Origin of the sequence: Photorhabdus luminescens subsp. luminescens (assembly GCF_001083805.1) — a bacterium.
Lineage (GTDB): Bacteria > Pseudomonadota > Gammaproteobacteria > Enterobacterales > Enterobacteriaceae > Photorhabdus > Photorhabdus luminescens.
This window is the reverse complement of sequence record NZ_JXSK01000004.1, coordinates 247514-270021: the sequence shown is the minus strand read 5'-3', so window position 1 is coordinate 270021 and position 22508 is coordinate 247514. Positions and strand designations below refer to the sequence as shown.

Below are 22508 nucleotides of genomic sequence, written 5' to 3'. Positions count from 1 at the left end.
GATGGGTTCCCCTCTCTAGGTAGATAAAAAATTAGAGGTTCAGGCGTGAATTACTTCTCGTCATGTGCACTACTATCTTCGCGGCAATTACCGGCGGAGCAGTGACCATATAAATAGAGGCTGTGGTTTGAAAGTTTAATCCCATAACGCTCAGCAATGTTCTTCTGGCGTCTTTCGATATATTTGTCACTGAATTCAATGACTTTACCACAGTCCAGGCAGATTAAATGGTCGTGGTGGTGTTGTTGAGTGAGTTCAAAAACCGATTTGCCGCCCTCAAAGTTGTGACGGGTGACAATACCGGCATCATCAAACTGATTCAACACGCGGTAGACAGTAGCAAGTCCAATCTCTTCACCGTTATCAATCAGTTTCTTGTAGAGATCTTCCGCACTGACATGGTGGTATTCAGGCTCCTGTAACACTTCCAATATCTTAAGACGAGGAAGTGTAACTTTAAGTCCAGCATCTTTTAATGCTTTATTGTTGTCGGTCATGCGGATTCAGTCCTGTTACTCAGTAAAGTGAGCTTAGCGATACTTCAAAAAGTACCAGTTAGTTATCAGATTATGATTATAGGCATGGCTAATGAAAATGAAAACCACGTTAACCTTAACTTTCATTACACATTTTGCCAGAATAATCATTTATAAAACGCAGGAATAACCTTACTGTTTATCATGTTTAGGCTGTTTTTTACCGTTCTTCGTAATAAAAAGCGGATTTAAACAGTGTTCTGATAAAAGTAATAGCCTTTGAGTGCGATCCCACAGGGCGAGTGAAGCGAGTCACTTCTCACCTACCGTGGGTTCACTATTGATAAGAAATGGCCTGCATCCATTATGCTTATTGGGATAGGCCGCTATCCTGCAAGAATTTCTGACAAACTCAGCTCTTCGTAAATCTGCTTAGTCCAGGCATTAACACGCTCTTCGGTTAATTCTGGTTGGCGGTCTTCATCAATAGCAAGCCCGATAAAATGGTTATCATCAGCCAGACCTTTTGATTCTTCGAAGTGATAGCCCTCAGTTGGCCAATGACCAACGATAACGGCGCCGCGGGGTTCAATAATGTCACGGATAGTTCCCATAGCATCACAGAAATATTCCGCGTAATCTTCCTGATCGCCGCAACCAAAAAGGGCGACTAACTTCCCTTCAAAATCGATCTCTTCCAGAGTAGGGAAGAAATCATCCCAGTCGCACTGTGCTTCACCGTAGTACCAGGTAGGGATGCCGAGTAGCAGAATATCGAACTGTTCGATATCTTCTTTGCTGCTCTTGGCAATATCATGGACTTCTGCAATGTCGGAACCCAGAATTTTTTGGATCTTTTTGGCAATATTTTCTGTGTTGCCGGTATCGCTGCCGAAAAATATACCTATAATTGCCATAGGATAATATAACCTCTTGTTTTATTTGTGTATTTCTGTATGAGATATACGTATAAAATGTTAAAAATCAGTGAAAAAGATTCTGATTGTATTAATAAAAAAATAAAATCCCATTTTGACTAAACAGTCAGGACAATTCTGTCAAGTTTGTGTGATTTCGTGCCTTCAATGCTATCAAGTCGTGATGTTACTTTCTGCTAACTGGGCCAGCAAAATTTGCTCGATGAGTTCACTGCGGCTGATGTTGCGTTGCTGTGCAAGAAAGTTAAGCGCATCTACTGCATCAGCATTTATTTTCAGTTCCACACGACGCAGACCACGCACTTTGTCACGGCGAAGTTGGTTACGCTTGTTGACTCTGAGTTGTTCATCCCTGGAAAGTGGGTTAGTTTTTGGGCGCCCCGGTCTGCGTTCATTTGCGAACAAATCCAGAGTGGTGCGATCCATTTGTTCTTTTGCCATAAATTCAATTAGTAAAGGGCGTATACCATAAAATATAGCACGCCATGATACCCCAGCTTCTAGTGTATCGCTACTGCCTGACAAAGATAAAGGCGGCGTCATTGCTTATCTGTAAAGGATTGTGATTGAGTTTCCGTTTTAGCGGTGCTGGTATTTTCTGCGGTACTCTATTGGTGTTAACCCATTAAGTTTCTTGAATAACTCTCTGAAATAACGAGTATCTTCATAGCCAACTTCATGGCTGATCTCTTCTATGGTTTTGTTCGATTTTTCTAACCGACATTTCGCCAGAGATAATCGAATCTGTTGGATATATTGAATAGGTGTCTGGCCGGTTGCGGTCTTAAAGCGCCGCTTCATTTGTCTTTCACACAGATGAATTTTATCGGCCAAATTGCCAACCGATAATCTGTCTGATGGGGCAGAATGCATCCAGTCTTGCAGTTTGTGGATTAATGTATCTGAATGTTGGCGATAGGGAATAAAACTTGCGAGAGTATGCGAAGGCAGACCTTCCATATCGCCAAATATAAGTTGACTACAGGTTTCCCTGGTATTTTGACCATATATCTGTTCAACAATATGCATCATGACATCGTTGTATTCATAGGTGCTAGAAGTACAAAAGATATTATTATCTCTGGTGACTTTTATTTCCGAGTGTAACTGTACTTGTGGAAACATATCCTTAAATAAGTTGGTAAACAGCCAGTGTGTGGTGGCTTTACGGTTGTTGAGCAAGTTAGCTTTAGCCAGGATAAATGAACCAGAGCAAATGGAGACAATAGGGATATTTTTTTGTTCCATCATTTGCAGCCAATCTAAGGTTTCCTGATTGCAAGAATCGAGATCGTTGTAGGGAAGCCCGATAGCCCCCACCAAGACAATATCTGTTTGTTTAATTTCTCCTATGAGTTTGTTGGGCTTTAGCCGAACACCGCCTAGCCCGATAACATCTTGATTATCCTGGGTAATGATATTAATTTCTGGTTCCGGCGCTCCGGCTAAATGAGCGGCGGTGGTTAAAATTTCTATCGGGCCGGTAATAGAAGTTAGAGATCCTCCTGAAAATGCTAAAGCGCTTAACGAAACTGGATTCCTATCCATAAGAATTCTCCAACTTAAAAGTTAAGATGTATAAAGATATTTGATTTATCTAACATATTAATAACTGAACGTTACAATTTAAATAATTTATTTACATTTTGTTAAATTATTGGTCGAATAAATAAAAATAGACACATTTTGAGTCAAAATTTATGCTCCTTTTTTAAGCAATGAAACTGAATGTCAATTCAGCTTTCGCCAATTTGTTGATGCCATAAATGGGCGTATAAACCGTCTTGTTGAAGTAGTTGATCATGTGAGGCAAATTCGACGATTTGCCCTTGATCTAATACGCAGATTTTGTCGGCATGGCGAATCGTGTTGAGCCGGTGAGCAATGCTAATAACTGTTCTGTCACGGCATATTTCATCCATATTTGCCATGATTGCGGCTTCGGATTCGTAATCTAATGCTGAGGTGGCTTCATCGAGGATTAGAATAGTCGGGTTGACCAAGAGTGCTCTTGCTAATGCAATGCGCTGTCTTTGACCGCCAGAGAGATTTGCTCCTTTCTCCCCGACCGGATGAGCAAAACCGTGAGGAAGCGATTGGATAAATTCAGTGGCGCCGGATAACTTGGCAGCGCGATAGACTTCTGCATCAGTGGCGTTGGGTTTACATAGTCGAATGTTATCGATGATGCTGCCGGAAAAGAGGATACTTTCCTGGAGTACAACACTCATATTGCGGCGTAAAGAGACGGGATCGGCAATAGCCAGATCCATACCATCAATTAGAACTTGCCCATGTTGAGGGACATATAGTCTTTGTAGTAAACGGGTGAGAGTACTTTTACCTGAACCTGATGGTCCTGTTATTCCAATAAATTGGCCGGATTTTATTGATAACGATAAATTTGCCAGAACCTCCGGTGTGTCGTCATGGTAGCGGAAACGAATGTTTCTGAATTCAATCTGGCCTTCCAGCTTAGGCACAGAAGCTAATCCCTGTTTACTGTTCTCCATTGGTTCATCAAGAATATCCCCCACACGTTTCAGGGCGATTAACGTATGCTGAAAATCTTGCCAAACCTGCGCCAGCCGGAGGATAGGTTGGGTGACATGTCCGGCTAGCATATTAAAAGCGATAAGTTGCCCCGGAGTCAGTTCCCCGCGTAAAACCTCTGTCACTCCCCACCATAAGAGGATTGCGGCGGTAAATTTCTGGACAAAATCGATTCCTTGCCCGGCAATTAAACCGCTTTTTTGTGCCGCAAAGCTTTTAGTCAATTGTTGACTGAGAATGCGTTGCCACTGATGTAAAAAACGATTTTCAGTAGCGGTGGTTTTGATGGTTTCAATGCCTGTTACGGCTTCGGTCAGAAAGCTCGTGGCATTCGCATCGGTTTCATATTCTGCTTCTACTTTGCGGCGAATAATTGGCCCGGCGATAAGCCAGAATACGAAATAAATAAAGAGTGATCCAATAACGATCAAGGTCAATATCTTGGCATAGTAAAACATGACGCCAATAAACATGATGACGAAAACCAGATCTAACAGCAACATCAGAGTAGAACCGGTCAAAAACTGGCGGATTTGAGACATTTCTCTGACTCTGGCAATAATCTGCCCGGTTTGCCGTTGCTTAAAATATTGCAGCGGCAAGCTTGTCAGATGACGATACAGCCGTCCGGAAAGTTCAGAGTTTATCTGGCTTGCCATGTGTCCAAATACGGTGTTGCGCATAAAGCTATACAAAGGTTCGGCAAGGGCGATTGCGAGCATAGCCATACCTAATACATGCAGGCTGGATAAACTTCGTCCTACCAATACTTTATCAATGATATTTTCAAACAGGATCGGGCTAACTAGCGCAAATAATTGCAGCACAATGGCAAATAAAAATAGATCTCTTATCTGACTTTTCTGACGGAAAATAGAGGGGTAAAACCAATTCAGGCCGAATTTGACATGTTTTTTAGTTAATTCCTGATCAGCGATCAAAAGGATCTTATAGACATGCTTTTTATTATCAACAAATAAAGAAAACGACCGCGTTTGTTCAGTCGCAGGATCGAGAATAATAATATGGGTATTACTGACCTCAATCAGGACCCACCATTGCTGTTCCAGTTCAATCAATGCCGGCAAGGGTAACGTTGGTCCTGTATTGGCAGTTAATTGCTCAATTTTACTGTGTAGTCCAATAGCGTCAGCGGCTTCGCGTAGTTGTAAGTCATTCAGATATAAAGAATCAAAACCCAAGCTGTGTTGAAGTTGATCGACAGTGGCCGATTTATGAAATTGTTTTCCCACATAGACAATGCAGTCTAGCGCCTGATTATGGATGTTGTTACCGGAATTGGTAGCAGAAGAGGGTAATATGTTCACGATTATTTCTCCCTTAATGCTTCAGATTGATACTCTCTGATAGGGCTCAAGAGATAATCGATAACGCGGCGTTGATCAGTTTTGATTTCAGCGACGATTGACATACCTGGGGTAATGTCAACACGTGTGTTGTCTATGACGATATTATTACTCTTAAGGCTTACCTGAGCCGGGAAGACTAACCCTAACCGTTCATCGGTGGTTGAGTCTCTGGATATACTCAGCAGTTCGCCATCAATCGTGCCGTAACGTGTATAGGGGAAAGCGTCTATCTTAACGGTGACTTGTTGTCCTTGATGAACAAACCCGGCATCTTTATTGAGAATTTGCACTTCTGCCAGTTGCACATTGTCATCAGGGACGATCACCATTAAGTTTTGCGCGGGTTGCAAAACTGCGCCTAATGTATGCACACTAAGTTGTTGAACGGTTCCTGTAACAGGAGAGCGAATAACTTCAAGTTGTTCTCGCACTTGAGCTTTTGCCAGTTCTTGCTCTAAAACAACCAATTGAACTTCGGCCTGCTTTCTTTTATCAAACCATTCACGTTCTTTTTGCGTTTTCAGGCTGTTTAAGCGCTCCTCAAGGCTGATATATTGGGATTGCAGTACATTAAGTTCTGCGTTTTGTTGAGCAATTAGACGTTCTGTTTCCAGAAACTCTTTTTCCTGTTCAAGATATTCGACTTTACTGATCACTTGTTTTTGGCTTAAGGTCTGGCGTGCTTTTAAACGCTGGCTAATATTTTGCCGGAGCTTAGTGAGCACATTGATATCGCTTTTCCGTGATTGTTGAGAAGAGAGATTGACGTTCATCTCTGCTTTCAGATTGGTTACGCTCGCTTCATACTCTCTTTTCTCACGGGAATAGTTTTCAACAACTTGTGCTTGTTGAGATATCGGCAATGTTTGAAATAGCGCTTGTTCTTTTGGCGCCTGTTCCTCAGTTAAAGCCTGATAACGAATTTTTTCATGGGCTTGATATTCGAGCTGCTTGAGTAACCGAGCGATATCTTGATTAACGCCGAGTGTGTCCAATGTTAGAAGTGGAGCGTTTTTCGTGACCCGCTGTCCGTTCTGAACATGGATAGCTGTCACCCGGCTCTGTTCATAAGCTTGAATTATCTGAGAGCGACCTGAGACGATCAGACGGCCAGTTGCTGTCGCTTGGACGTCCAGCTTGCCCAGATAAGCCCAGAGCAAGGCGATGATGACGCCGACACTGAGCGTGATTGCGGTATAACGAGCAAATGGCGAAGGTGGGCGCTGCGATAACGCCAAATGTGTTGGTAAAAAATCGTAATGTTGCGGACGAGGGCGCAATCGGGTTTTAATTTTATCCTTAAAAGCCTTAATCATGACAAGGCGTCTCCTGTTTTAATTCTTGTTGTAACTGCCAGAGCTTGCGGTACTGCTTGCCGTGGCTAAGCAATTGAGCGTGCGAGCCTTGTTCGATAATTTCTCCCTGCTTAACAACAATGATGCGATCACAATGACGTACAGTTGAAAGGCGGTGTGCGATGGTAATTACCGTCCTACCTTGGGCAATTTCCGCCATATTGGATTGAATGAGTGCTTGTGATTCATCATCAAGGGCACTGGTGGCCTCATCAAGAATAAGAATTTTGGGGTTAGCCAAGATAGTCCGGGCAATGGCAAGCCGCTGACGCTGACCGCCGGATAAAGATTGCCCGCCTTCTGCGATAGTTGTGTCATAGCCCATCGGGAGCTTGAGAATAAATTCATGGGCGCCCGCCAGTTTAGCCGCTTTAATGACCGCTTCCAGATCGGCATCGGGTTTTGATTGGGCAATATTCTCATATACTGTTTTGTTAAATAAAAAATTTTCTTGCAGAACCACACCGACTTGCTGCCTGAGCGTTGCAATATTTATATTTTGCAATGGAATCCCATCTAAGGTGATTGCGCCTGTTTCTGGGGTATAAAGGCGGAGTAATAAACGAGCCAACGTACTTTTCCCGGAACCAGAAGTACCCACAATACCGATGGTTTCTCCAGCTCTTATATTGAGAGTCAAACCCTTAATCGTCGGTGGAATATCGGGTTGATAGCGAAAGACAACCCGGTTAAATGAGATCGCTCCTTGCAATGTGATTTGTTGTTGACCGGATTGCTGTTCGGTTGGCAGGTTTAACATATCTCCTAATTTATCGACGGCTACCTGTGTTCTGATAAATTGTCCCCATAGCTCCACCAGTCTGGCTAATGGTTGGGAAGTGTGATTTACCATCATGTTGAAGGCGATTAACTGACCAATGGTCATTTGCAGTGATAAAACCTCTGACGCACCTAACCAGAGAATTGCTGCATTGGTGACTTTTTGCAGTAGCATCACCAGATGGTTTGAACGGTTACTCAGTTGCTGTACCGCGTAACTGGTATTTACCATCTTTTCAGTCTGGTTATCCCAACGGCGAACGAATCTTGGCTCTACTGCCAGACTTTTCAGGGTTTCAGAACCGGAAACCGTTTCAGTCAGAAAAGAGGTATTTATTGCTGCATGGGTGAACTGTTGTTCAATGGCTTTTTCCATGCGAGGAGTCAGCCGCCATGCCAAAATGGCATAAAAAGGAAGGGTGGCGAGAAACACCCAGGTCAGTGTGCTGGATAACAGAGTCATCACATAGATGAAAATAAACATAAACAGCAGATCGACAGATAAGGTAAACATTGAACCCGTCAGAAATTCTCTGACGGTATTCAGTTCACGCACCCGTGTGACAATTGCTCCGACCTGACGGGATTTAAAAAAGAGTAAAGGCAGCCCAAACAAATGCTGGACCAGTTTTAATCCCAATTTGATATCAATGCGATTAGCGGTGTGAGCGTATTGGTATTCGCGCAATCCACGTAAAATCACCTCAATGATGCCGGCAATAATTAAGCCAAAGACTAATACATCAAGTGTCGATAATGCTTGATGGATTAAAACCTTATCCATAACCACCTGAATAACTAAAGGTGAAATTAGCGCAAGAATCTGTAACACAAAGGAAAATAGCAGTATTTCACCCAGGTTTTTCTTTTGTGCCAGGAATTCTGGAATAAACCAACTGATGTTAAATTTGGCTTGTTTCTGTTTGATTTTAATCCATTTTCCATTCCACTCTTTTATTAGCCTTTCTTCCGACCATATTTCGGGATTTTCTTTATCAATCCTCTGAATTAATGAACTCTCTTTATTCGATTTGGCTAAAACAAAGGGCAGGCCATTATTATCAAACAAGATTGCGGGTAAAGGTATGTTATGGTGCTTTTTGCTGACGGAATTTTTATTTGAAAGAGATAAGTTAAATTTCTTCTCTATATCCTTTATAGAGGAATGGTAACAATCAGAGCTTTTTAAGTTATCAATATCAGTAATATTTTCTTTTCCATTGCATATCATCAATATTAATCTTAATGATGCTATGGTCAATTTCTCAATTTCATTCATGAAAAAACATCTTTAAAATTCACAAAAATATTAAATAAAGCAAAATATTATGTTGATTTGTGTAGTATTTAAGTATTGCGTTATTATCTTATATTTATTGCCAGTACCAGTGTGGGTAAATGGGACTATATGTGGGGGGTAAAAGGACTTTTTGTATATAAATATTGATTTTGAGTTTTGTCTCTATATTATTTTACTGATTCATTTACTTTTAATGTATTTATAGATATACAAATTCAAGATATCCCTGAATTGAACGCTTTCCTTGTTGTAAACATTGTATAGCCCCATTAAAAAATTGTTTATTTTTGGTAAATAAAAATATGTCTGAAAAATTCGTACAAACTGTCTCTAGCGTTAATTATAACAAAGGTGTTTTTTCTCTTTATTTTGTTGGTCAAGAGCCCAATCGTATGGCGAATGGGATAATGGCAGAAAATGATAATGAACTTGAATTAAAACAAGTTATCCATATGCCAGCATCGGGATTTATGTATATGGTTTCAATGGTTAAAAATATGTTGGAAGATCCACGGATGACGGCTGAGTTTGACAAATTGGTTGCAGCGGGATTTCTACCTGCGCCACAAGTGGCTGAAGAACAAATTACATCAGAATCAATAGCAGAAGAACCTGCTGATGCGAAAAAACGCCCATCTAAAAATACAAAATAAGATTTCATGGTTGATTAGCACATGGCGATTGTACATCAACCAGCGAAACTGAATAACGCAGAAATTCAAGCGATGATTGGCGGAGTCATGCTGCTGAGTCAGCATTCTCCGCTGCATCGGAGATACCTGGTGTCCGAGTGGCAACAGCGTATCTTGCCTGCATTTGAGCTGAATCAGTTTTGCTATTATGAAGATGAACACGGGCGCCCAATCGCTTTTTGTAATTGGGCTTTTTTATCTGAGCAGAATCGAGATGAGCTTCTTTCGGGAGAAAGAGAGCTTACCCACACAGACTGGCGCTCAGGTCCACATATCTTTTTTCCCGAAATGATTGCGCCTTTTGGCCACGGGCGTGAAGTTGCCAGGGATTTGCGCCGCCGTGTCTTTTTGCCGTGGAAAGGTCAGAAAGCGTGTACTGTCCGTGGGAAACTTGATATCCAAAACAACCGCTGTATTCGTCAGGTGCAGTGGTTTTTTGTTTGATTTTTGTATGAATTAAAGGGATTTTTGATGGGGAAATCATCAAATAGAAGTACAGAGTACTTCTTTACTGGAAAATACTACGACGATAATGATGGTAATAGTATTACTGCTATTGGTGTTGGTGGTGAAGTTTATGCTTATGGCGGCAATGATGATGTTACTGTTGGGTCAGTTAAAGTCGATGTATACCATACAGATGGTGACCTTTCGGTAAAGGGAGCTTCAGGTTACGCCGGCATTAGTAAAACGGGAAATGGCAGTCTGTCATTTTCGGGCGCAGCCGGCGCGGCTATTATTAATCACACAGGTAAAACGGGAAATTTAAATTATTCTGGGGCTGCCGGTTATAACAAACTGGTTCGTAAAGGTTTATCTGGTGATACAAATTTCAAAGGGGCTGGTGGATACAATAAGTTATGGCATGAAACTAACCGGGGAAATTTAGATTTTGCTGGCGCAGGGGCATACAATGACATTGACCATACTTGGCTTAACCGTTATCAAGATTCACAGGGAAATGTGACTTTTAATGGCGCAGGCGCGGCAAACAGCATCAGTTCACGAGTAGAGAGCGGTAACGTTACATTCAATGGAGCAGGTGCGGATAATCACATCGTACGTAAAGGTAAAGAAGGTAATATTATCTTACGTGGCGCGGGGGCATCGAATCGAATTGAGCGTGTACGCCAAAATAAAGACGAGTATGAACAGACCCGTGGCGATATTACTTTTGAAGGTACGGGGGGTTATAACAAACTCCATTCTGATGTCGCGCATGGCAATATTAATTTCTCCGGTGCTGGTGCTTACAATGAAATCACCAGAATAGACGCGAATAGCGATTTCGATGGTAAGACACTGGAATTTGCTAAAGCCGAAGAGATCGTATTGACGACGGCAACGATGGGAGGAAGCTGGATTCAGGAGTCTCAGCAAGTTACAGCTATTAAGTCAACTGTCGAACCGGATACCTATCTTTTTGCATTTGCTGATAAAACGTACACTAAAATCAGCAAAGTCCAGCTCCAAAATAATCCCATTACAGGTAAGCTCGGCTATCATGCCACTTCTTGGTATAAAGTGGGCAATCACCTTAAGAATCTTGCTGCGAAAGACATTTCGTCAGGCAATGGATTTATCGCGGTAAACACGAATGGCGCTTACCGTCTCTCCAGTCTGATCTTTGAGCATCAGCAACCCGTCAAGGTTCATGCTATCGAGGAAAACCTGCTGATAGATCGGTGGGTAACCTACGCGGGCGGCATACTAGTTAAGGCCGAGGATATCTCGCTAGGTGATGCCAAAATGGGGGGCTATGCGATCTTCTCCGATGGCCGCAAAGTCGATGTTTCCGCAGTCAAATCGAACCGTCAGCCCAATACTTATGTGTATGCTAAGGTAATGGGGCCATATACCAAAATCGTTGAAGTTCAGTTGAAAAACGATCCTCATACACGGCAACTGAAATACAAAGCAATAGCATGGTACAAAGCAGGCGATCATACGGGTAATTTGGCTAATGAAGAGATTTCCTATGCTAACGGATATACCTCTATCGGCCCCGGCTACACCTTAAGCCAGCTTCAATATAGCGCCAATACAGTGCGCCGAACTTCCCATCGATTAGTGCATAGCGAAGAATATAGTCAACAAGACCTTGTTGAGTCATCCACAAGTAGTGGCTACGTTAATTTTAACGGTGCGGGTGGTGGAAATGTTATTAAATCTAATGTCACGCGGGGAAATGTTAATTTTAAAGGCGCAGGAGCGGCGAATGTCATTTTGCATGGCTCAAAATTTGGCGATACGAATTTTGATGGTGCGGGTGCAGCCAACGTCATTGTAAAAAGTGGCGAAAAGGGCGATCTGACATTTCATGGCGCGGGTTTAGCCAATGTTCTGGTTCACCAAGGCCAGAGTGGGAAGATGGATGTTTATGCTGGTGGCGCGGTAAATGTTCTCGTGCGGGTCGGGGATGGACGATATCTGGCTCATCTTCTGGCTTATGGCAATATCTCAATTCACAAAGGCAACGGTAACAGCCGGGTGCTGATGTTGGGCGGGTACAACACGCATACCCAAATAGGCGCTGGTAGCGCGAACTGGGCCGGAACGGGTGGTTTTAACGTTATCACGCAGGCGGGAAAAGGGGATATTTCGTCCGCACTTTTGGGCGGTGCTAATGTGCTAACTAAGCTTGGCGCCGGGGATTTGGTTGCCGGAATGTTTGGCGGCGCTAATATTATCACGCATATCAGTGATGATATTGAAACCGCCGACACCACTGCTATTGCGTTGGGCGGCGCTAACATCTTTACCAAAAAAGGGAAAGGTCATGCACTGGCGGTCATGGGCGGTGGCGCTAACGTCCTCACGCATATAGGGGACGGCAATACCACGGGCGTTATGCTCGGTGGCGCTAATGTGTTGACCAAAGTCGGAAAGGGTGACACGACCGGCATTATGTTCGGCATAGGCAACGTATCGACCCATGTTGGCGACGGTTTGACTCTGGGCGTGATGGCTGCGGCAGGAAATATCTTCACCAAAGTTGGGGAGGGGACATCGATTGCGGCCATGATTGGCGCAGGCAACCTGTTTACTCATGTTGGCAAAGGGGATGCATGGGCGTTAATGGGCGGCGCAGTAAACGTTTTTACCAAAGTGGGTGACGGTGATGCACTGGCGTTAATGGTAGCCGCAGGCAATGTGTTCACTCATATCGGGGATGGCGCAAGTGTTGCGCTGATGCTGGCAAAGGGCAATATTGCCACGAAAGTGGGTAATGGTATGACCTTGGCGGCGATGATCGGCAAAGCCAATGTTTTTACCCATGTCGGGGATGGCAATACCTTTGCTGCCATGATCGGTGGCGCCAATGTGCTGACCAAGGTCGGTAATGACCTGACTGCCGCCTTAATGATAGGAAAAGCCAATATCTATTCCCATGTGGGTGATGGCGCCAGTATCGGTTTGTTTGCCGGTGAACTGAACGTGATGACTAAAGTCGGTGAGGGTACAACGCTGGCGGCCATGTTCGGTAAAGCCAATATTATGACTCATGTCGGCAATGGCTTGACTGGCGTCTTAGCATTAGGTGAGGCCAATATCGTTACCAAGGTGGGTGATGATTTTATGGGGGTGGTTGCGGCGGCGAAAGCGAACGTTGTTACCCATGTGGGCAACTCAACGACGGCGGCTGTTTTGCTTGGCAAAGGCAATATTCTAACCAAAATAGGAAAGGGGACGACAGTCGGTCTACTGGTGTCTGATGTAGGCAATGTTATGACTCATGTGGGTGATGGCGCGACGGTGGGTTTTGCCAAGGGTAAAGCCAATCTGATTACTAAAATTGGCGATGGTCCCGGAGTGAATGCGGCTTGGGGTGAAGCGAATATCCTGACTCAAGTGGGAAATGGCGACCGTTACAACTTCGCGAAAGGTAAAGCTAACCTTATTACCAAAGTGGGGGCTGGACAAGAAGTCACGGTGGTTCAGGGGGATGCCAACATTATCACCCATGTGGGTAACGGTGATGATTACACTGGCGCCTGGGGAGAAGCCAACGTTATCACTAAAGTCGGTGACGGGCGTAATGTGGTGCTTGCCAAAGGTAAGGCTAACATTGTCACTCAGGTGGGTAAGGGAGACAGCTTTAATGTCTTATGGAGTGAAGGCAATGTTGTCACCAAAGTAGGAGACGGTATGCAGGTTACGGCGGCAAAAGGGAAAGCTAACGTAACGACGACAGTAGGCAATGGCTTAAGTGTAACCGCTACTCATGGTGACGCTAATATTAACACTCATGTGGGCGATGGTATTTCGGTTAACGTGGCGTGGGGGAAATATAACGTCAATACCAAAGTTGGCAATGGCCTCAATGTTGCGGTTATGAAAGGCCAAGGTAACGCTAATATTCAGGTTGGTCATGGCTTAGATGTTAATGCCTCATATGCTCGCAACAACGTGGCGATTAAGATTGGCGATGGTGATTTTTACAGCTTGGCGGTGGCATCGAGTAATACAGAGAGCCATAAACTTACCTCTTTCTTCGACAATATCAAACAAACAGTACTGGGTGTGGGTGGCAGTCAGGCGATCAACTACTTGGTGCATGGGGATGAAGCCAATACATCGGGCACTCATAAGGGCAGAGGTGCGATTAACTTAACCGAAGTTTCCTCCATTGATGGTTTTAAGATGGATGAAATTGATCAAGTTGGTTCGGACTTAAGCGGTCATCTGAGTAGCTCGGTGACAGCGGTAGAAGTGCCTGATATTGACTCAATAGAAAGTTCTTTAGCCGGTTCGTTGCATCGAAAAACGCGATCGGTATCAGATCGGAACGAAAATCTGATCGTCAATGGCGACTTTGAACAGGGTAATCGAGGTTGGCAGTCAACCAAGGGTGTTGAAGCATATCATGCGGCGAGCGCTTATGGCCTTAATAATACTGGTCATGGGAAGCGAGTCAGTGAACTTGATGTGGATGTCAGTACCACTATTTACCAGGATCTGAAAAACCGGTTTGAAGGTGAAGTTATTTCACTGAGTTTCGACTTTGCAAAACGTGCAAATGTTTTTATGCCTAATGAAGGTATGGAAGTTATTTGGAACGGTGAAAGTAAATTTGCCGTGACTAATGGTGACACGGCATGGCAAAGTAAGACGCTGGAATTAATCGCCAAAGCAGGTACTAACCGCGTCGAATTTAAAGGTATCGGCGATAGTAATGGTATTGGCTATATCTTGGATAACGTTGTTGCAAAATCTGTAGATACATTGCCAACCAATAGTGTTATTAAACATGCCCGGCAAGATCAGGCGGCGAAAAATGCGTTAAGTGATAAAGAAAAAGCCGAAAAAGATCGCCAACTTCTCGAACAAGAAAAAGAGAAACAACTGGCAGCGATTGAAAAATCGAAATCTCAATTGGAATCGACGGATCAGGAAGCACTTAACCGAAATGGGCAGGCGCAAAGTGATGCGATAAAAGAAGAAGCTCAGGCAGTTACTGAAGAGCTGACTTTAATAGCTGACAAATTTAAGCAACTTAAAGATGAAACTAATGATAGTCGTAAGTTAGATAGTCATTATCTCGACTATGCGGGTGGAATCTCTGAAGATATCCAAAAACGGTTGGATGATGTCAAACCGATATTAGAAAAACGGCTGGCGGATATACACTGGAATACTATTGATACACAGCAAAAAGTAAAAGATGCGATTGCTCAATCAGAGGTTGCTGAAATAAAAGGTAAACAAAATCGGGATAAGGCAATTCTTGATGGTGTAGACGCGCAATTCAAAGCAGATCAAAGAAAAGAAGAAGCATTTTCACAACAGCAGCAGGCAGAAAAGGCAAAGGATAGCGCCAATATCGCCTATCAGAATGCAGAAAGCCGTGGTAAGCGTGATACTACAGCGGCGGAAAGTAAAGCGGCTCAGACCCAAGCAGATGCTAAAAGGGAGAAACTGAGCGATTCCAAACCTGTTCGCATTGGCGCAAGCGGCAGCGGCTTGTCAGGAAAAAAAGCCTATGAGTCAACGGGCGCGGGAGAAACTGGCAGCCATATTGATCCTGAATCGATGGCGGAAGCGAGAAACCGATATTATCAAGGGCTGACCGAAGAAGAATTGCAAGCGTTGGAGAGTGCTAAACACGCTGTTAACCGGTTGCAGATCAACGCGGGAATTCGTGCAAAAAATACCGATGTTTCGCTTATTCCTCGGTCTGTTGAAACACTATCTGACCGCATGGTGGTACTGTCTCCGCATGAGACGCGTGAACTCATCAGAAAAGCGCCGATAATTTCTGGTATTAATCTGGCAGGATTGGGGAGCAGCAAAAAGAGGGCGATGGCATCTTCCGTACTCAGTCGTGCACAAAAAATCGCCCACATCTACCGTTGGCTTGATAATGGTAACGCGAATACGTCGGACGAATATATTCCTGTTCCCGGATTTGAGCGTGTTAATGCCGATATTTCCGATAAGACCAGACAGCGGATGGTGACTTTTGTTGAACGGCATCTCAAAAATCCCAATGCCAAAGTTAAAAACAACGTACCTGAGAATGAAACTGCATCTTTAGCAAAACTGTTTGTTGACGCGACTCTGGATTATGACTGGGATAAACGAGTTGAATTTATTGCCAAACTGGACCGTTATGGCTATAGCTTTGAAGCGGCCCGTGATGACAAAAGTATTGTTTCATTCTGGTCCGGGAAGAGTTTTAGAAGGCATCGAGATGTTCTTGAGGCAGCTCAACCGGATGGTAAGAAAATTGTTTACGATGTCGATGTGCCAGGAAACGCTTTTGCGATTCAACTCAATCAGCAACTCATGCGCTGGGGCATTATGTACCTCTCTGATCCTGAAAATAGTGAACATAAAGCGCTAAGAGCGGCAATTGATGCTGCTACATATAGCAACACCGGTTTCTGGAGCTCCATCTATGCCGCAGGATCACGTGGTGATGTTTATTTGATCTCTGAGGGGGGCTTACGTCTTGGCAACTATTTCTGGAATGTTGAATTACCTGTATTGCGTAAACTACAACGTGAAGGATTAGTCGGTGATATTCGATTGTTGGATAAGCCGGCAAGTGAATATAAAGGGTTGCCTACAAAGTCGATTGGCCGCAAATTAACAGAGGCGGGTATTGCTGTGTGGGCGCGGTTTGATGCTTTGACTATTGAAGAGCAGAAAAAACGGCTGGCAGCTAATCCCGGCGGCTATAAAGCTGATACCATTGTTGAACTCGATATTAAGCTCAGCGCTATCGACACTATGCTGAATCAATCATTGCCGTTTTATGGATTACGAACAGAACGTAACTTATTAGTGCAAAAGAGTGATGAAGGATTTGAGGTGCGTTCATGGCCGGGTAATGGCAATGAATTTAAGCGAATTATTGTAAAAAATACAACCAGTAATAATCTGCTCAAAGCGGTTGAACGTTTTATTCTGGCTAATTACGACAATTATGCACAGCTACCTGATGAGTTGTATTTCATTGCAGATCGGATTATATCTCATCATCAAGGGCATACCCGAATTCTTACTGAGAAAGTGGATGGCATCTGGAGGCCGGTACCAAAATTGATGTCGGTGAGTGAATTCCAGGAAGCCGCATCTGTTGCGGGTAAAATTCGGGGCGACAGTTACCAAAAAGTCATTGATGCACTAGAAAGTTATCACCATGTCTGGCAAGGAAGAAAAGACGATGAGTTGGATGTGATTGAAAAATTATCCAATTTGCGCCAACAAGTTGAAGGTTATCTCTTAGGCCATCCTGACTCTGGTCGTGTACCGGCAATGAAGGCATTGTTGTCTCAAATTAACACGCGCTTTGAAGAGTCGACGGTGCTTGCTGAATCCACTGTGAGAATCCCGGATCAAGGCGATTTCAGTAGTCTGTACGATAAGCTTGATAGTGCGAATCTCAAGGATTCAAAGCACCTTTATGTTGATGAAAATGGCGATTTTGTCACTCGGGGTAAGGCAAATATTCATATTAACCAGAAAGCGGAAAATTTTGATAAAGCGATTGAGCAAGTCAAAGCGGCGGTTATTAAAGAATATGGTCAAGATGTTTCAGATGCCGTCTTCTCGCATCTGAAAGCCAGTGATTTATCGAATGATGGTAAAGGTATTGATATCTCTGGTTTAAGGAAGATCCATCAGGCGATTGAGAATGTGTCGACACCTCCTAGTTTTCAGAGCAAAGATCATAATGTAGAAAAGAAAAGCTTATTCCAGGAAGTGGGTTATGCCATTTTTGACATTAAAGCAGATGGAAAACAATTGGCTGATTACTCATTCCACTTTAGTCAGAATGAAGATTTATTGGGGGAGCTTAGGAAGCTTGTTCCAGAAATTGGTCATGTACTCGTGACCAAGGGTAATGACGTTCAGTCCAAAGAGTTTCTGGAAGGAATATGCTTTGCTTTGTCTTCCCGCTATATGATGGAAGAACGAGTGAATGGCGTGGGAGGCGGAAAAGCTTATATGGAGTGGTTGAAGGATGTCGTTAAAGCCTACAACGACAACTCCGTGAATAAGAAAACGGATATCAACTCTGTTGAATCTTCTTTGCTTAACCGATATCGCCGTCAGAAAGTCGGCTCGGCTATGGAAGAGTTGTTGTCAATACAACATTTTCAACATCTTGATGCTGGCAGTTTGATCGATAAAGCGAAAGGGAATATTGATTATAGCGCAAGGCTAAAAGCAAATGGGTTAACCGGGGCGAGGATCGGTGATCCGCTGAATTATGAGGTTGATGGCTATGAATCTGTTATGGAGCAATTGCGCAATGTGAAGCAATCGACTTATATGATGTTTATGTCTGAAGATCACGCCATGTCGGTTGTTGTACATAAGAGTGAAGCTCAAACAATCTGGTCATTCTTTGATCCTAACTTTGGTGCTAAATCGTTTGATAACTATGATGATTTTCACCGTTTTATGGATTCTTTCCATAAGGGAATGATCACGGGTTACCGATCGCCTATAGGTTATAAATATACTTCTGCCAACCCTGAGGACAGTGCAAAATCGAGCTTCAATATTAACTATAATACATTTGAAGATAGCGCTATTACGGGTTATGACAATACGTGGAAACAGGCGCGTGAGGGTGAACAAAGTCATGTATTGCACGCACTGAAAGAGCAAGAAATAATGTTTTCGCTGGATTCAGGTGTCGAAGGGCGGATCGCTGATTACCATGAAAATATCGTCACTCTGGAAGTCATGGATAAGAAAGGCCAAAAGGTCTCTGTTGAAGTTGAAAGCAACAACTTTAAACAAGCCGCCAGTTTAGTACAGTTGAATATTGGTAAGATATTTGCTGACCCAACCGTCAGTAAATTGACACTGAAAGGCTCAGAGAATGGTGATGCTACGGTATCTGTGCTGGAAAAATTATCGTCGGACGCTGTTCTAAAAAACAACGATGTCGAATCTTGGGAGCGCATTTCAGTCACATCACAAACCGATGGCCGAGAAACCCGCTTTGATGGTCAACTCATTATCCAGATGGAGGATGATCCTGTAGCCGCCAAAGCAGCGGCCAATCTGGCGGGTAAACACCCGGATTCCAGCGTGGTTGTTCAGCTTGATTCTGAGGGGCAATACCGTGCTATCTATGGTGATCCGGCTAAATTATCAGGCAAATTGCGTTGGCAGCTTGTGGGGCATGGTCGTAGCGAATCAGAGCAGAATAACACGCGTCTGAGTGGTTACAGTGCTGATGAGCTGGCAATAAAACTCAAACAATTTACTCAGAATTTTAGTCAGGCGGGTAAACCAGACCACATTAGCATCGTGGGTTGCTCGCTGATTAATGATGACAAACGAGATGGTTTTGCTCGTCATTTTATCACCTCCTTAAAGGAGCAAGACATTCACACGACGGTTTCGGCTCGTCGTAGTGAAATTGCCGTTGATGTGACGGGGCGTAAATTTACCCGAAATGAAAATAATCAATGGATCAATAACCTGACTGAGAACAAAGTCGTCTTGAGTTGGAATGAAAAAGGCGAACTTGAAACTCATTCAGAGCGAGTGCGTCGCAATATTGCTGAAAGCGATATCAATCTTTCTCGTATCGGTATAGCGGATGCAGATACGCCAGCTAAAGGGGCGATTGTGGATAATGCAGATATTTTCATTGCACCTGAGAAACGTAAAAATAAAATTGAAACCGATTCAAGTCATATATCGAATAACCAACTAAGTTACTCGGGTAATATTCAGGTGAATGTGGGAAATGGTGAATTTACTGCGCTCAATTGGGGAACATCGAACGTTGGTATCAAAGTAGGTATTGGCGGTTTTAAGTCACTGGCCTTCGGCGATAATAATGTGATGGCGCATATCGGCAATGGCGACAGTCAACATAGCTTCGATATTGCCGGTTATCAGGCGCTTGAAGGGGCGCAAATGTTTATTGGCAATCGTAACGTCAGTTTCAACCAAGGCCGTAGTAATGACCTGATTGTGATGATGGATAAATCCCTGCCGACGCCACCGTTGGTTAATTCATTTGATGGCGCAGCCCGTATTTCTGGTGTATTGCAAAGCATTGCCCATTCTGGTGAAGAGCAGGACTGGCTAGCGGCGCAAAATCAGCAATGGACAATCGCTGGCGCGAAAAAATTTGTTCAGGATATGTCTGGTTTGGACCAAACCAGCAGCGTTGACTATAAAACGCTAGTTGATTTGGATTCTCAACATCAGCGTAGCAGCCGTGGTCTGAAAAGTGATAGTGAAGCAGCGCTGAATAAGAAATTCAACCAGTGGTTAGGCGGTCGTGGCAATAGCGTTGATCCAGGCAAAATGAGCCGTGCAGATAAATTCCGTCAGGCTAATGAGAAACTGGCATTCAACTTTGCGGTCGGGGGGCAAGGCGCGGATATTCAGGTGACCACGGGTAACTGGAACTTTATGTTCGGTGACAATATCCAGTCGATTCTCGATACTAACCTAGGTTCATTGTTTGGTTTAACGACTCAGCAATACTCAACAACCGGTATAGCGAAAACAACGTTTACCTATAATCCGCAGGATTTGCCTCGTCAGCTTAAGAACAGATTGCTGGGTCGGTTAGCCAGTGTGAATGCAGATACCACTTTAGCGGATATCTTTGATGTGGATTACACTGCCGATGGTCGTATTGTCTCCCGTGGAGGCGAGCCAGTGGATGGTGTGGCTATGCTAAAAGAGATGATTGAAGTCATTGGAAAATTCGGCGGCGAACAACTGAAAGTTTTCACTGATCCAGATAAATTGCTTGATGACCTGAAATCTCACCTCAATATGGGGACGGATGGTATTAAATCCTTTGCTGAGAGTCATGGTCTGAAACAGAAAGAGCCTGATGAGAATGAAAAAGCGCAGAGCGGTACTCCAGCTACTTTGGAGACGGAGAGCGCTAAACCAGAGCGTGCATTGGGTTTTCATTCGCTGAATTTGCCTAACTTGTTTACGACGATGTTCAGCAAAGATAAACAAAAAGAGATGAAGTCATTAGTGACCAATCTGAAAGAAAATCTAACCGCAGATCTGCTCAATATGGAGCAGAAAACCTTTGATTTCTTGCGTAACAGCGGTCATCTGCAAGGGGATAGCGATATCCATGTATCGTTGGGGAACTATAACTTCAATTGGGGCGGTGATGGTAAAGATCTTGGCGCCTATCTGGGCGATAACAACAACTTCTGGGGTGGGCGCGGTGATGATGTTTATTATTCAATCGGCGTTTCCAACATCTTTACAGGCGGTGCAGGTAATGATTTGGGCGTCCTGATGGGACGTGAGAACTGGATGTTTGGCGGTAATGGCGATGATACCGCGGTAGTAGCTGGTCGTATTAACCATGTATTTATGGGTGGAGGTAATGACCAGACGTTTGTCTTTGGCGAAGGCGGCTTAATCAATACCGATAAGGGGCAGGATTTCGTTGTCGCTTCAGGCAACTACAACCGGGTGGATACTGGGGAAGATCAAGATTATGCCGTGACCATTGGTAATAACAACCGGGTTGAGCTAGGTGCAGACCATGACTTTGCCAGGGTATTTGGTAATGACAACCAGATTGATGGTGACGCCGGTAACGATGTGATTAAGTTGATGGGTTACCATGCGGTGATTAATGGTGGAGAAGGCGATGACCATTTGATAGCGGCCGCTATTTCGAAGTTCAGCCAGTTTGATGGCGGTGATGGTCAAGATCTGCTGGTGCTAGGCGGTTATCAAAACCGCTTCCAGGGTGGTGCAGGCGCAGATAGTTTTGTTGTCAGTAATGAGCTGATTGACAGTCAGATTGATGATATCAATGCCGAAGATATGATCGTTTTTGACGGTATTGACTGGCAAGACCTATGGTTCCAACGCAGCGGATATGATTTGGTGTTATCAGTAAACCGCCATACTGAGGATAAAACCGCTCAGGGTACATTTGAATCAATAAGTTCGGTCACTTTTAGCAATTACTTTAATGATCATCGTGCCAAACTGGTGGCGAAGATGGGGGATAAAGATGCATCGGGAGAGCGTGAATTGACGGCTCTATCGGATAATGCGGTTGATACCTTGATCCAATCAATGAGCAGTTTTGCTCCGACAGCGGGCGATAATGGTTTTATTGAAAATTTGGATAGTAAGGCGAAAATTGCTATTACAACGGCTTGGGCAGATACCACTATTGGCAAGGCGAGATTTGCGTAATTAATTCGCAAGAATAGGTAATAAAAATGGCTCACAGAATTGGTGAGTCATTTTTTGCTATTGATTGACTAATGGTTATTTTCATTAATGAATTTTACTTGTCATTATTATTTCCTGACTAAAAAAGTAGGATATTATTATCTCGTTTACTTATATTGTTTTAATAGTTATAATCTGTGTGGTTATTTATTGAAATGGAATAAAGTAATTGATGGAAATTTGTATCTTAGTTTATAAGTGACTTTATTACCTTATCTGTATTTTCCATATTTTTGTGGAAAATATATCTGCACTAAATGTCTTTTTGGATTTTTCTTGATTTTATTCGATGGATTTATTTGAAAGTGTTTATAGAGGCATTAG

At 43.5% G+C, this 22508-nt stretch carries 10 protein-coding genes; 3 read left to right on the top strand and 7 right to left on the bottom strand.

The window, feature by feature from the left end; genetic code table 11:
• Positions 1-50: 50 nt before the first annotated feature.
• From fur to TI10_RS12120, 7 genes are all read right to left on the bottom strand, one after another.
• Positions 51-497, bottom strand: coding sequence for a ferric iron uptake transcriptional regulator (fur, locus tag TI10_RS12150; RefSeq protein ID WP_036776678.1), 447 nt, complete (start codon positions 495-497; stop codon positions 51-53).
• A 365-nt stretch (positions 498-862) separates the two neighbouring features.
• Positions 863-1393, bottom strand: a complete 531-nt coding sequence (gene fldA, locus TI10_RS12145; protein ID WP_049583609.1) for a flavodoxin FldA — start codon at positions 1391-1393, stop codon at positions 863-865.
• A 174-nt stretch (positions 1394-1567) separates the two neighbouring features.
• Complete coding sequence (gene ybfE / locus TI10_RS12140; protein ID WP_049583800.1) at positions 1568-1855, bottom strand: LexA regulated protein; 288 nt, start codon at positions 1853-1855, stop codon at positions 1568-1570.
• Positions 1856-1993: 138 nt separating this feature from the next.
• Positions 1994-2962 (bottom strand): GlxA family transcriptional regulator, encoded by a 969-nt coding sequence (locus TI10_RS12135; RefSeq protein WP_049583608.1) that lies wholly within the window; start codon positions 2960-2962, stop codon positions 1994-1996.
• Positions 2963-3150: 188 nt separating this feature from the next.
• Positions 3151-5295: a type I secretion system permease/ATPase gene (locus TI10_RS12130; protein WP_049583607.1), complete on the bottom strand. Its 2145-nt coding sequence runs from the start codon at positions 5293-5295 to the stop codon at positions 3151-3153.
• Between the two features lie 2 nt (positions 5296-5297).
• A complete protein-coding gene (locus tag TI10_RS12125) occupies positions 5298-6653 on the bottom strand; it encodes an HlyD family type I secretion periplasmic adaptor subunit (RefSeq protein ID WP_049583605.1) in 1356 nt (451 codons plus the stop codon).
• Complete coding sequence (locus TI10_RS12120) at positions 6646-8751, bottom strand: peptidase domain-containing ABC transporter (protein ID WP_049583604.1); 2106 nt, start codon at positions 8749-8751, stop codon at positions 6646-6648. Before TI10_RS12120 ends, TI10_RS12125 begins: the two co-directional genes overlap by 8 nt.
• Positions 8752-9074: 323 nt before the next feature.
• Between TI10_RS12120 and rtxH the strand changes: the two genes are divergently transcribed.
• From rtxH to rtxA, 3 genes are read left to right on the top strand one after another with little or no spacing between them, the layout of a single operon-like run.
• Positions 9075-9425 carry a protein RtxH gene (gene rtxH, locus TI10_RS12115; RefSeq protein WP_049583603.1) on the top strand — a complete coding sequence of 117 codons (351 nt, stop codon included), beginning with the start codon at positions 9075-9077 and terminating at the stop codon, positions 9423-9425.
• Between the two features lie 21 nt (positions 9426-9446).
• Positions 9447-9908 (top strand): RTX toxin-activating lysine-acyltransferase RtxC, encoded by a 462-nt coding sequence (gene rtxC, locus TI10_RS12110; protein WP_049583602.1) that lies wholly within the window; start codon positions 9447-9449, stop codon positions 9906-9908.
• A 27-nt stretch (positions 9909-9935) separates the two neighbouring features.
• Positions 9936-22145: an MARTX multifunctional-autoprocessing repeats-in-toxin holotoxin RtxA gene (gene rtxA, locus TI10_RS25990; protein WP_049583601.1), complete on the top strand. Its 12210-nt coding sequence runs from the start codon at positions 9936-9938 to the stop codon at positions 22143-22145.
• The last annotated feature ends 363 nt before the right edge of the window (positions 22146-22508 follow it).